Source organism: Psychrobacter fjordensis (assembly GCF_904845995.1).
Taxonomy (GTDB): Bacteria; Pseudomonadota; Gammaproteobacteria; order Pseudomonadales; family Moraxellaceae; genus Psychrobacter; species Psychrobacter fjordensis.
In genome coordinates, this window is record NZ_CAJGYP010000002.1 from 1,050,399 (window position 1) to 1,064,663 (window position 14,265).

At 43.5% G+C, this 14,265-nt stretch carries 8 protein-coding genes; 4 read left to right on the plus strand and 4 right to left on the minus strand.

Annotation, left to right across the window (positions count from 1 at the left end; translation table 11 throughout):
* Nucleotides 1–17: 17 nt before the first annotated feature.
* Nucleotides 18–1,517 (minus strand): cytochrome c, encoded by a 1,500-nt coding sequence (locus JMW61_RS12775; RefSeq protein ID WP_201551767.1) that lies wholly within the window; start codon nucleotides 1,515–1,517, stop codon nucleotides 18–20.
* 860 nt (nucleotides 1,518–2,377) lie between these two features.
* Entirely contained in the window at nucleotides 2,378–2,989 is a 612-nt protein-coding gene (locus JMW61_RS12780) for a flavodoxin family protein (RefSeq protein WP_201551768.1), read from the minus strand.
* Between the two features lie 505 nt (nucleotides 2,990–3,494).
* Between JMW61_RS12780 and JMW61_RS12785 the strand changes: the two genes are divergently transcribed.
* Entirely contained in the window at nucleotides 3,495–4,751 is a 1,257-nt protein-coding gene (locus tag JMW61_RS12785; RefSeq protein ID WP_197100271.1) for a YeeE/YedE family protein, read from the plus strand.
* 223 nt (nucleotides 4,752–4,974) lie between these two features.
* Here the strand turns inward: JMW61_RS12785 and JMW61_RS12790 are convergent, their stop codons facing one another.
* Together JMW61_RS12790 and JMW61_RS12795 are read right to left on the minus strand one after the other, a co-directional pair.
* Nucleotides 4,975–5,886 (minus strand): polyphenol oxidase family protein, encoded by a 912-nt coding sequence (locus JMW61_RS12790; protein ID WP_201551769.1) that lies wholly within the window; start codon nucleotides 5,884–5,886, stop codon nucleotides 4,975–4,977.
* A gap of 230 nt (nucleotides 5,887–6,116) precedes the next feature.
* On the minus strand, nucleotides 6,117–7,331 hold the full coding sequence (locus tag JMW61_RS12795; RefSeq protein WP_201551954.1) for an RluA family pseudouridine synthase: 1,215 nt from the start codon (nucleotides 7,329–7,331) through the stop codon (nucleotides 6,117–6,119).
* An 819-nt stretch (nucleotides 7,332–8,150) separates the two neighbouring features.
* Between JMW61_RS12795 and JMW61_RS12800 the strand changes: the two genes are divergently transcribed.
* The 3 genes from JMW61_RS12800 (at nucleotide 8,151) to rpoD (ending at nucleotide 14,007) form a co-directional block, all read left to right on the plus strand.
* Nucleotides 8,151–9,242, plus strand: coding sequence for an outer membrane protein assembly factor BamD (locus tag JMW61_RS12800; RefSeq protein WP_201551770.1), 1,092 nt, complete (start codon nucleotides 8,151–8,153; stop codon nucleotides 9,240–9,242).
* Between the two features lie 168 nt (nucleotides 9,243–9,410).
* Nucleotides 9,411–11,582, plus strand: a complete 2,172-nt coding sequence (locus JMW61_RS12805) for a DNA primase (protein WP_201551771.1) — start codon at nucleotides 9,411–9,413, stop codon at nucleotides 11,580–11,582.
* A 505-nt stretch (nucleotides 11,583–12,087) separates the two neighbouring features.
* Nucleotides 12,088–14,007, plus strand: a complete 1,920-nt coding sequence (rpoD, locus tag JMW61_RS12810) for an RNA polymerase sigma factor RpoD (protein WP_201551772.1) — start codon at nucleotides 12,088–12,090, stop codon at nucleotides 14,005–14,007.
* Nucleotides 14,008–14,265: the final 258 nt, after the last annotated feature.

Below are 14,265 nucleotides of genomic sequence, written 5' to 3' on the forward strand. Positions count from 1 at the left end.
TTTATAGAATTACTGGATTAACGGCGACGCCTAGCACGCAAGATTGCTCGTATGATAAATACAATAATAATGACGGCCACGATAATGCCAACTATTGCCAGCAGGCCCGCATATTTGATTAAAAATGGCGTATCAGCACCCATCGTTGCGATGCGATCGACATCATCAGCGCTTACCTCACTACTCATAAGGCCACCAAAATTCACACGTACATAATTGGTGATACCAGCGATTTGCTCGCTATTAAGCTCATCTGAAAACCCTGGCATGATAGGCGAAGTATTGGTCGCTCCTTCTACCCCATGAAGAATCATATTAACGAGCGCATCAGGCTTGTCGCGACGAATACTGCTGAGTCCGACGATAGGCGCATAACGTGCATCAGGCTGTCCATTACCATCGACACCGTGACAGCTGCCACAAGCCGCCAAATATAGCGATTCTGATGAATCACTACCGTTGCTAACCTCTGCTTTAGCTTGAGTCAAATACTCGTTTTGGGCGAGTAAATCGTGTGTAATGGACTCGTTGGTTGGTGTTGGTAGACGAGAAATATCAATGGCTGCGACCTTATCCTCTGTTTGAATCGCAGGGACAGCTTTTAAATAAGAAGCAATGGCACTCAAGTCGTCATTTTTAAGATAGCGAGTACTGTGCGCAATTGCCTCGCCCATCGGCCCACCCGCATAAGCTCGTTGGTCAAGCTCGCCAGTGCGTAGATATGTGACAATATCTTGTTCACTCCAATTGCCAATACCACTTGACTCGTCAGGTGTGATATTGGGCGCATGCCAATGACCAAGCTGAGCGCCTGATAGATATTTTTCTTTATCAAAACCCATGGTGCTATTACGCGGGGTATGGCAAGTGCCACAGTGCTCTAGGTTATTGACGATATATTCACCGCGTTGCTGTGTTTGGGTGAGTCCATCACGGTTCTCGGTAGAAGGAACATTTAAAAAGTTCCAGCCCAGCATGAGCGTACGAATGTTAAAAGGAAATGGCAATTCAGTTTTTTGCGTTGGTGCCTCATCGACGGCTGGTACAGTTTGCAGATAGGCAAATAACGCACTGATGTCTTCTTCCTTCATGCCGCTATATGCAGCATATGGCATGGCAGGATATAACATATGCTTGGGTGCTCGACCTTTTTGCAGCGCATTCTTCAAATCCATCTCGGTATAGTCACCGATACCATGACGCTTAGACGGGGTAATATTGGTTGAATAGATACTTCCCATCGGAGTGTCAATCGCTGTACCTCCAGCATAATCTTCACCGTGGCATGCCATGCAGTCAGCAGCGCGAGCAATATAGGCACCGCGGTTGACGATATCGCTATTAGCGGGACGCACATTAGGCAAACTGGCATTAGGTAAACTGGAATCAGCTAATGTGGTGGTGGGCAAGCGAGCATTGGCCGTGCTTGTATCAGGGATGCTTATCCCTTCAGCCATCACAGCACTGGAGGTAATACCCATTACGAGCATCGATAACATCGTAGGAATTGGCTTCATAATATCCTCATATAGCTGGTACCTAGGGTATTTCACAGAGAGGTTTGACGACACATTCGATATCGAGCAGTGTCTTTATAGCTATTTATTTTTGCAGCTCTAGGCTTCAGTCATCAAACATCAAACAATTCATTAAAAACAAAATAATGAGTAAACCATCTTTATAGAAAACATCTGACAAAAAAGCACCTAGTAAAGCAAGCATCTAAAAAAATAGTTTCTAGATAATGTCTACTCACCTCACCAATGTAAGACTTTTTCGCTACTATTACTTGAATGGTAACTTATTGGCCTAAAATTTTTACAAAACTTAAAGAACTGCCTGACGGCCATTTATTTCTGGCAAATTATCATGTGTTTTTATAAGGTAATAATACGTATTTTAAAAAACCCTTTAAAAACAATAGCTAAATAGACTGTTTAACAATATTACGTTTCTCATGAATGATCTATCACTGCGATGAACCATTGCAAATAAGCGATATTTACTATCATTATTCGTTTGGTCTGTACATAATGGATACATAGACCTAAATCAAAATCACCTGACTATAAATAATATTTTTATGATGATATGACACATAGTTATTGCACCTCACCATATTTTGTTTATGATAGGCGCTATTTCCACGTTGCCAATCGCCGTCTGAGACATCATTATGAAGTCATTAACGCTTACTTATATATTCACGTCTATTCTGTTATTAACAGGTTGTCAGTCGTTCCAGTTTGTTGATAGTCCGATTCCTGTCACATCGAATTTGACTCAATCGAATGACCAGTAACAGAACTGAGAGACATAAAAAAAGCAGACTATAAAGTCTGCTTTTTTTATTCAGGTTACGTTCGATAAAGTCGCTTTAACTCTGTGTACTGGCTGGTTGATGCTTGATAATGGTTTTGGCCAGATGATCACCAAACCAAATAGCGGTGTCGATATCTCCAGATCCTGGCGTTTCTTCAGGTGGGCCATCGAGCGACTGCGTCATTAAACCCAAAAAGCTAGATAGACGGTTTAGGTCGTGAGTTTCATGACCTGTCGGCATCAATGGTAGTCCAATCCAATTCATCCCATGCTGCATGGCATATAGAGAAATCTGCTGTAATACTGCAAGTTTGTCACCGCTTAATCCGCCAGAGTTGGCAAAAGCTGCTGCCCACTTCCCTTCCCATTTACGGTGATACCAACGCTTTGAGGTTTCATCCATAAAAGTCTTAAATTCAGCCGTAACACTACCCATGTATACGGCACTACCAAATACCAGCAGATCTGCTTGATCTAAAAACTCCCAATCCACTTCATGGACATCTACCGCCTTGGCTTGCGATTCTGGTAACTGCTGACGGGCACCTGTCACTATGGCCTCAGCCACACGCTTGGTATGACCATAATTACTATGATAAATAACCGCGATAGATAGATTATTAGCTTGGTGAGTGACAGTTGAAGCAGACGATATAGATGTAGTCATACGGGCTCTAGTAATGAATGAATTGATGAATAATAAGTAGCTAAATAATAGTAACGTTTGGAATTTTCTGAGCAATTACAGCCATTATAGCCTGTAATCATATCGTTAGTACCGGATAGCTGTCGTTAATGACGCTATCGTCAGGTGTAAGGATAATCACACTGCTTATTAACAGACTGCTTATTAACAGACTGTCATAGAGTAGCAATATTCAGCGAATTATCAACTCACTTATGTAAATCGAAACTTTGTCGAATGTTATGTAGCACACCTTGTGCGTATTAAATAAGAAAAAATAATCGTTAATAATTACATTTATTTATTCCATATACGCATATGTTAATTCCAGCTTTTCTTTCAGGCTTGTTTCTATTTTTACCGTAATAGGATTATGATGTAGCGCTTATTCCTAAGTTACGCATAAATACCATTAATAAATTAAAAAAATCATAAGAAAGCTATAAAGAAATCACAATCAAACCGATAAGCAGAGGAGACTACTACTGTGACAACGTTAAGAGTTCAACCCGTAAACGAGGCGCGAGATCCAATCGTAAGAGACAGTCTTCGCTTGAATGATCCACAAAAAATGCTGGTAGCAGGCGGCGCCATTGTGAGCTTTCTCATGCTGGTCTATTTGCTAGATACGCAACATATTTCTCAGTCACTATTGCTCGGCATTGGCTTGCTGCTGGGCTATACCCTCTTTCATGCTCGCTTCGGTTTTACCTCTGCATTTAGGCGGTTAATGTCAGTCGGTAATGGACAAGCGATGCGCTCACACATGCTTATGCTCGCCATTGCTGTGACGCTGTTTGCCCCTATTTTAGCCTTTGGTACGACTATTTTTGGTGGGCCAGTCGCAGGTTATGTCGCACCAATCGGTGTTAGTCTCTTCGTTGGCGCATTCGTCTTCGGTATTGGTATGCAGCTTGGTGGTGGCTGTGCCTCTGGTACTCTTTATGCAGTCGGTGGTGGTCGCTCAGTGATGTTCATCACGTTTATCTTCTTTATCGTTGGTGCCACTATTGGTGCTTACCATCTGCCATTTTGGACAGAAGAGCTGCCGAGCTTTGAGCCGTTTTCTTTGGCTACCTCTACCGGTCTTGGTTACAGCGGTGCTTGGATGGTCTCTTTGGCGCTTTTTGCTATAATCGCATGGATAACTTTGGTCGTTGAAAAAAGAACCAAAGCCCCTAAAATGGCACCTGTTCCTTCTGAAAAGGGCTGGAAACGTATTTTCCGTGGTTCTTGGCCGCTATTTGCAGCAGCGATTGTACTGGGTGTACTGAATGCATTAACGCTAGCAACACGTGGTCAGCCTTGGGGTATCACATCTGCATTTTCATTATGGGGATCTAAAATTGCGAGCGCTTTTGGGGTTGATGTCGCGAGTTGGGGCTATTGGCAAGGCGCAAACGCAGCAGCGCTAAATGCGTCTATATTTGCTGATTCAACGACGGTACTAAACATCGGTATCATCATTGGCGCTTTCATTGCATCAGCGGCTGGCGGCTTATTCAAATTTACGACCATTACTAAAGGCAACTTTGCAGCTTCAGTGATTGGTGGTTTGATGATGGGTTATGGCGCACGTCTAGCATTTGGTTGCAATATCGGTGCTTATTTTGGTGGTATCGCTTCTTTTAGCTTACACGGCTATATCTGGGGCATACTCGCGATGGCTGGTACGTTCTTGGCTCTGTACTTACGTCCTTTATTCGGCTTGTCAGTGCCAAAGTCTAGCGACTCAGTCTGTTGATATAGTCAATTCTCTATAAAAGAGTGACAGCGTTAATCTCGCTTGAAGTATCACAGTTACATCTGCACTCAATTGCCTTGACTCTCTTTCAAATTGAATCAACTACATATAGACTTATTAATGCTCAAATAAAAAACAGCAGGTTAAAATTAACCTGCTGTTTTTTGTTATATAAAGCATATTGTGTTAATCAGACAACACTCATTTAGTCATCCCTACTTTTCTAGCTACTACTGCCCTGCGTACTACGAGCAATCACTAATGCCATACGTCCCGTGGCTGGCTGCTGCAGATGTGTCTGGCGGCGATACGAGTAATAACGACTGTCGGCATAACTACAGTCTACAGGTAAGTCATTAATAACCGTAACGCCAGCAGTCTCTAACTGCATAGCCGCAAGCTTTGGTAAATCCAGCTTAATTTTGTCATCTTGAGATGGTATAGAAAAGAGCGCCACAAAATCATCGAGTTGTGTTTCTGACAATATTTGGTTTTCTTTGCACCCTGCTAATAGCTTGTCGCGGACGTCTGTATTTACCTCATAATTCGCCTGACTAATACAAACACCTATCCAAGCTTGAATCGGCATCGTATGATCAAACCTATTCACTGTCATTTTGATAACACCGCAAGCCAAGCCTTGCCAGCCCGCATGAATCGCAGCTATCTGTCCTGTCGCTGGTTGGTACAAAACAATCGGCACACAGTCAGCCGTCATTATGGCCAGTCCGATACCTTGTTGCTGACTGACCATCGCATCAGCTGCCATGGGGGTCATACTGAGCGCGGTGGCATCGACATCGTGAACGTTATTACCATGGACTTGACTGACCCAATGCAAACATTTAATCGGCACGTATTGAAAGCGCTTTGATGCTGATGCTAAAAAGCTTTCATTGATGCCAGACAGTAGACACATACGATTGTGCAATACCTTTGTCGCATCATCATTGACATGCAAGCCTAAATTCAGATCACCGTAATCTGCCTGACCTACTTGAAAATTTGCTGTCTGTTCTGCAGGTTGACTGGTTGAGTCAAGCTCATTGAGCACATCGGTCAAAAAAGCCGCCGTTTGAAAAACAACAACATCATCAATTTGCGCTAGCAATGTCATAGGAAGCTTATTAATCATGACTGAGACCTACCATCTTAATGAATCATGTATATGTGGCTGACAATATTTTAATACTTGGTTTTATAGTTAGTTCTATAGCTTATATAGCGTAGATAATAAAGAGTCAGATTTATGTCAGGCTAGTGTCGTCTACTGTTTGTAGTACTTTCACTCGCCTGTCTAGCCTCTTCTGAATTCTAAACCATTTTGAATACACCATATTTTACACAACTACTCTGAATAATTGCTTACTCAGCATCATAACCATCACTAAGCACGGCTATGAGTTGTTGCATATCTTCAGGCAGCGGCGTGTTGACTTCCATATCTTCACCTGTCGTTGGATGTACAAAACCTAGCGTATAAGCATGCAAGGCTTGGCGCGGAAAGTTGTTAATCGTTTGACGCTGTGCTTCTGTGAGACCGGCTCGCAATTGACGACGACCACCATAAACGCGGTCACCCACTATCGGATAGGTAATATGGCTTAAATGCACACGAATCTGGTGAGTACGACCCGTCTCCAGCCCTACATCTAATAGACAGTAGTTACCATTAAGCGGCGTCACATTTAATAGATGAGTGACGGCCTCACGTCCTGCTGTCATCACAGTCATTTTGGTACGTTGATTTCGGTGACGACCAATGGGTGCGTCAATATGACGATGGCGCGTTAGGCTTGCTTTATCACCTGCCACCACACATTGATAGTGGCGATAGACTGACTTGTCTTTTAGTTGCTCCATCAGTGCCATCTGCGCAGGTTTGGTTTTGCCGATAAGCAACAGTCCAGAGGTATCTTTATCAATCCGATGCACCAGACCTGCACGCGGCAAATGGTGCTGCTGCGGATAGTGATACAGTAACGCATTGACCAAAGTACCCGTCTGATTGCCAGCACCAGGATGCACGACCATGCCAACAGGCTTATTAATAACCAAGACGTCATCATCTTCATAGACGACATCGATGTCTATATTTTCTGGTTGGTCTTCACTATGCTGCTCTAATGTTGTTGATAGATGTAACACATCATCAGCTTTGACACGAACCTTTGGTTTTTGCACACTGCCGTTATAGAGTAAGCTACCGTCAGTGATCCAGCCTTGTATCTGCACACGCGAGAAGTCTTTGAATGCTAGCGAGGCAACCTTATCGATACGCAGACCTGATTGATCTTCTGTGACAGTATGGGTCAACTCTATCGCTACTGGGACGGCTGGACCCGAAACTGAAGGCTCATCATCATCGCTATCGTCAATATCACCATCATCGATGTCATCTGCATCACTATCTGGTCGCATCACTTCTTCTGAAATCGCATCATCATGCAATTGCTCATCAAGCGCTAGCTGATTGTCGTCAAGTAACTCACTATTTTTTAAAACGTCATTTGTCATCGGTGACTCTTGTGCTGATGAATCAGTATCTAACGATTGATTCGGTGGTAAATGGGTGGTTATAGCATTATTATTCATAATAAATTGATACATAGCAAAGCGCCGAACCTCATTCTGTTAGGCAACTTTTTGAAAATTTTACAAAAAATCAGACTGCCAGTCACGTATTTATTGCTTATCATAATAGCAATCATCGTCAAAAAAATCGGCAGCAATATCGCGATAGTGTACCATGCCGAGTGCTTAAGCCCTATAGAAGCTGCTCGTTATCTGTCATTTTTGATGATAACTTATAAACACTCAGCATCATCGGTTAACTCTCTAAAATATGACATTGCTGTAATTTACTGTATATTTATCGGAATCAGCGACATTCGATATCGCTCGTGATAGCCGCTCATGCTAAAATGCCGAACTGAAATCAGATATTATGTGGCTTTTTGCTAGCCGTATTGCCAGCCATATCATAGATACTAGCACTACAAGTACTGAGGCATAAGCACTGAGGCTCGGCAACCATGACCTGACTTAGATATTGCAAAAAATCTTTGCCACTGTCATGGTCGAATATCCAATACGATAGATTGCACATATCGAAAAAATAGACGAAGCAAACGTTATTCTATAAAGTATGACTATGTTTTGCTGTATGCTATTGCACTGAATTAAAAAATAACGTTTTTATTAGGGTCTATTAAGCCCATACACCATTACAATAAACTGCATTCAATAAAAACCATGTTGATGGTGAGGCTGCTCGACGATGAGTATGCTTGATACTAGACAGTTAGCGGATGCCTCAAAGCATCGTTTTTTATTATTAACCTTTTATGTAGCATAATAGCGCTGCTGTTATTATGCGCCTCGTGTCGGAGAAGAAGTATGCAAGCTGTTGGCAATACGTTTATCAAACTGTCCTCAATAACTCTACTTACGCTAAGTGTAAGCCTAGTCGGTTGTCAAACTTTCAAGAACCTGACTGGCGGTGCTGACGTCGATGCGGTAGAAACCGCTCAAAAATCAGAGCAAAGTTATTACAACGATGCCATCGAACAGCTTGATAAGAGCCACCACACACAAGCTATCGAAGAATTGACCAACCTACGTACCTTCTACCCTACCGGGCAATATGCTGAACAAGCACTACTCGATATGATGTACGCACAATATGAAGGCGGTAAGTATGAAATGGCAGCGGCAAGCGCTGAACAGTTCATTCGTCTATACCCTTCTAATCCACAAGTAAGCTACGCCTACTATGTGCGCGGCGTGGCAAACATGCAAGGATCGTCAGAAGGCTTAAAACTGTTCAAAATGAACCAAGCCGAACGTGATACTGCTTATTTGCGTATTGCTTTTGCCAACTTCCAAGAGCTGGTTAATAAATACCCAAACAGCCCTTATACACCAGATGCTGCACAGCGCATGACTTTCATTTACAATCAGTTTGCTGAAAGCGAAATGAGTGCTGCCAACTGGTACATCGAGCGCGAGGCTTATGTCGCCGCTGCCAACCGTGCCAAATGGGTATTCCAGTACTACCCACTCAGTGAATCCATTCCAAAAGCCCTTGCCACGCTAGCTTACAGCAATGAAAAGTTGGGTCTAACGGATTTGGCAAATGAGTACAAAACCCTATTACAGATTAACTATCCAAGCTGGTTGACCAGTGATGGCAGTGTAAAACTAGAGACCAAACGTGACAGCACTTGGCTGAACAAAATCACCTTTGGTAAGCTTGGTCGTTCAAGCGTAGACGATGAGTCAGTAGCGTCAGGCAACTACAATGGTGCAACCAAAACACAGATGATTCGTAATGCTAGCCAGCTAAGATTGCCTAGCGCAAATGCTACTTCTGCCAATGCACCAGCAAGTAATGCTGCTCCTGCACGTGGTACAAATGGCAATCCGCAAAACAGTCAGCCACCACGCGGCATCACCCAACCAAACCAAGATGCGCCTATCATCCCATAGTCTGTCAATCCATAGTCTTTTCAACCACATTCTGTCAATGTGAATAATGAATGACTTAGAAATCATCTCATAAGAAATAAGGCCAACGCTCATGTTGGCCTTATTTTTCTGTTTCTATAACACGCTTTGTGTTCCAACGTAATTGACCTATGGTAAACTGTTTTTTGTATGAGCATTCCTAACCATATCCTTGAGCAACTAAATAGCCAAGCTGACTTAGTCAGTATTATTGGGCGTCATACTACGCTCAAAAGAGCGGGTGGTGAGTTTAAGGGTTGCTGCCCTTTTCATGGTGAAAAATCACCCTCTTTTTATGTCAATCCACAAAAAAACATCTATCACTGCTTTGGCTGTAGTGTCGGTGGCAATGCCATTAGCTTCTTACGTGATTATGAAAACCTCACCTTTATCGAAGCAGTCAATGAGCTATCCAAGCAAACGGGCATCGAAGTACCTAAAGAAGAGCGGCAAAACGTTAGCTATCAGCGTAGTGCACCAAAACCTGCTGTTTCTAAAACTACCACGCCTAAATCAAGCTCACTACCGTCTGTACCTAGCCCAGCTGTCGACCAAAGCAACTTAAGTCAGAACAGCACAGACCAAGGCGGTGTAAAACAAAGCGGTATAGAACAAAGCCATGTGCAGGCTAGTTATGATGATGCTCATAGCTACGAAGATTATCCACCGCTAGATGCTTACGACTCTGCGCCTTATCCGGCAGATGCTTATGGTTCAGAGTATCCAGATGATACGAGCTACCCACCAGCTTGGCTCAGCGACAGCGATGAGACAATCAACCTACACGGTATGGATAATAGTGCCGATGCTGATGGCAACCTATACGATCTGTTAGAGCAAATTCAGCAGTTTTATCAGAATAGTCTGACGACTCACCCTCATGCCAAACATTACTTTTTATCGCGCGGTATCACTGAAGACATCTTTGAGACGTTTGGTTTGGGCTATGCACCCTTTGGTTGGCAGCATCTTGAGCATCAGTTTCCGCAGGATATTGAAGGACTGAAAGCCTTGGGCTTAGTGCGCCAATCAGAGTCTGGACGCGATTATGATCTACTACGTGATCGAGTAATTTTTCCGATTCGAGACAATCAAGGCCGTACGATCGGCTTCGGTGGTCGAGCACTAGATGATGAAGTAAAGCCTAAATATATCAACTCGTCCGACTCGCCCGTTTTTCATAAGCAACATGTACTGTATGGCTATTATGAATCTCGCCAGCAGCGCGCCAATGACTGGCTCGTGGTCGAAGGCTATATGGATGTCATCGCCCTCTATCAAGCGGGCATTTATGGTGCCATCGCGTCGATGGGCACAGCGATTAATGAGAGCCAAATATCACGATTACTAACGTTAAACCCTACCCTAACCTTGAGTTTCGATGGGGATAGTGCAGGACAAAAAGCCGCTTGGCGCACACTAGAAGTTGCGCTGCCAGTACTTGCCGATGACAAAGAGCTGCGGTTTTTAACTTTGCCGAACAATCATGACCCTGATACGTTTATCAAAAGTCAGGGCGGTGATGCCATGCGTGCACAAATCGCCAATGCCATACCTTTGTCGCAGTATATTTTTGCGTATTTAAGTGAGCGCTACGATCTGACCTTGGTAGAAGGTAAAGCCAAGCTCATGTCCCAAGTACGCGCATTAACCATGGCATTGCCCAAAGGCAGTAGTTTTAAGTATTTGCTTAACAATGACATTTATCAAAAGCTGGGCGGCAAACGCAGTCAGAATATTGAAGCCAAGGACGCCCTGCTAGATTTTGATGGTGACATGACCATCAGTCAGCAGTTGCAGCTGTGCTTTTTGTTCCAACCACGTGCACTACTTGAAGACCCCATTGAGTCTATTTGGCAACAGGCAGGTATCAGTGACTTACAACTGCCTGCACATATCAAACAAAAAGCTGCGAGCGATACCTTGCGGCCGCTTGCTTGGGAAGATTTGCAAGATACCGACCTGCTAGATATTGTCAGTACGATTAAGCGTTGCTTAAGGTATTTACCAGCAGACGCTAACGCAGCCGCGCACTTTATATTGTCCAACGTGCGACCGATGACGCAAGAAACACTCAGCCGTAGTTGGGGTGGGTTTTATAAAACCTTGACGGCAAGAAATATTTTAAGCCTTGATGAATTGGTCGAAAACTTGGTCATGCAACTGCTCAAGCTACATCTGCAAAAAAAGATGCAGGAGCTGATCAAAAATCCTGATCACATTAAGCTGGCGATTGTCCGTAAGCAATCACAGCTGTTAAATGACTGGCTACGTGCACAGCAAGCCGAGCAGTCAGCGCAAATGACCACGGTTAAATCTTGACATTGACCTTCATTTTTGATGAATAAAAGATCAACCCTTTAAAAATACAGTGGCTGCCCCCACTACTAATGATTATGCCGAGTAGTCAAAACCGAATCTAAAAGAATGTTAAACATTCAACTGATAGCAAATAATCAGTAGAAAATGATCGGTAAGTCTCACTGTCTCGTGCTTGATTACTGTGGTCTGTGTTAAACTATGCGGCTGTATATTTGCAGCATTGCTTAGCGAACTATCATAAGCACGCATCATCAGGCACAAATTTTAGGTATTATTTTTGAGTAGCAGTTTTCAACGAATGCTATTTTGAAGTCTTTTTTAATGTTTAGCTGTTTTTCAGCATTGTTATTGTAGTGATTTGAGCCTTTATTCATATCCACTCATTTTTGATATTATTGACAACCTCTACGCCATATTTTGATCAATCGACTGATAAGATCAACGCACCCAGCCAGCGATAGCGCGTCACGATATAAAAATGTCCGATGCAAGTAAGCGAGTATTTATGAACGATAAGTCAGTTTCTAAGTCCACATCTCAACTGGCCACCTTAATCCAAATGGGTAAAGAGCAAGGTTATCTAACCTATGCTGAGGTGAATGACCAACTGCCCGACTCTATTACCGAAAGCGATCAGATCGAAGATATTGTGCAAATGCTAACCGACGTTGGCATCAAAATCTTTGAGTCTGCCCCTGATGCCGATGACATCTTGATGAACGATGATTCAAGTGATGATGACATGGCAGCAGATGAGGCAGCGGCAGTATTAGCTTCTGTTGAGACTGAGCCTGGTCGCACCACTGACCCAGTACGTATGTATATGCGTGAAATGGGTACGGTTGATCTACTGACCCGTGAAGGTGAGATTTCCATTGCTAAGCGTATCGAAGAAGGTATTCGTGACGTACAGCATGCCATGTCTTACTGGCCTGGTACGGTACAGTTCGTCCTTGACGAGTATCAAAAAGTACAAGATGGCGACAAAAAACTCTCTGATGTCATCACTGGTTTCTTAGATCCTGAAACCGAAGCAGACAAAATCGCTGCTCAAGAAGCAAAAGAAGCGGCGAAAGAAGAAAGAGAGCGTATCAAAGAAGAGAAAGAAAACCCACCACCAGTCAAGCCAAAAGCCAGTGCAAAAGCCGCACTTGACGATGACGATGAAGACGAAGACGGTGATGAAGAAGAAGCCGAAGAAGAAACCAGCGGTATCGATCCAGAAGAAGTACGCCTACGTCTAGAAGAGATCGAAAATCTATTCATCAAAGCCAAACAAGCCTTAATTGATTATGGCCGTGGTAGTGTACAAGCAGATACCGCTTATGCCCTACTTGCTGAACGCTTTATGATGTTGAAGCTGAACAATCGCTTGTCAGATCAAGTCATGGCCATCATGCATGATGTTTATGATGATGTGCGTAAGCAAGAGCGCCAAATCATGCGTTTGGTGATTCGCCGTGGTCGTATGCCGCGTGAAGAGTTCCGTAAAACCTTCCCTAGCAATGAAACCAATGTTGATTGGCTCATTGAGCGTATAAGCGGCAAGCCTGCCTTTGCTGCTACGTTAGAAAAAGTCACTGATGACGTGATCTTATTACAACGTAAGATTCGTGATTACGAGCAAAAGCTCGATATGAAAATCCACGACATGAAAGACGTGGCACGCCGTATGGCTGTCGGTGAAGCAAAAGCTCGCCGCGCTAAGAAAGAAATGGTCGAAGCCAACCTACGTCTGGTTATCTCTATCGCGAAGAAATACACCAACCGTGGTCTACAGTTCTTGGATCTGATCCAAGAAGGTAACATCGGTCTGATGAAAGCCGTTGATAAGTTTGAATATCGCCGTGGTTATAAGTTCTCGACCTATGCGACATGGTGGATTCGTCAGGCAATCACCCGCTCTATCGCTGACCAAGCGCGCACCATCCGTATTCCTGTGCATATGATTGAGACGATTAACAAGATAAACCGTGTCTCACGTCAGTTGCTACAAGAAATGGGACGCGAGCCGACGCCTGAGGAATTAGGCGAACGCTTAGAGATGGACGAAGTCAAAGTCCGTAAAGTGCTTAAGATTGCTAAAGAGCCTATCTCTATGGAAACCCCTATCGGTGATGATGAAGACTCACACCTAGGTGATTTCATCGAAGATGGTACGATCTCAAGCCCTGTCGATGATGCGACGGCTGCTGGTCTACAAGAAGCCACTCGTGATGTATTGGGCAACCTTACTGAGCGTGAAGCACGTGTCCTAAAAATGCGTTTCGGTATCGATATGCCTACTGACCATACTCTTGAAGAAGTCGGTAAGCAGTTCGATGTAACGCGTGAGCGTATTCGTCAGATTGAGGCAAAAGCACTACGTAAATTGCGTCATCCATCACGCTCTGAGCACCTACGTTCTTTCCTTGAAAATGACTAATATCCAAGCAAGCTAAGTACTAATAAAAAAGCCGAGTATATCTCGGCTTTTTTGTGCCTGTTCGTTAATTACTGATTTTCTTAATCATAAAGTTTGTTAATTATAGAGCCCCTTAGTCACAAAGCTCTCTATCCCTCTTTTCTGTCCTCCTTATCATGCATGCCTATCATGCATGCCTATCATGCCACTTCCTTATCTAAAAAATCTAATCATGGACAGAATGCTAATGTCAAAAATCACTTTATAGTTGACACTATC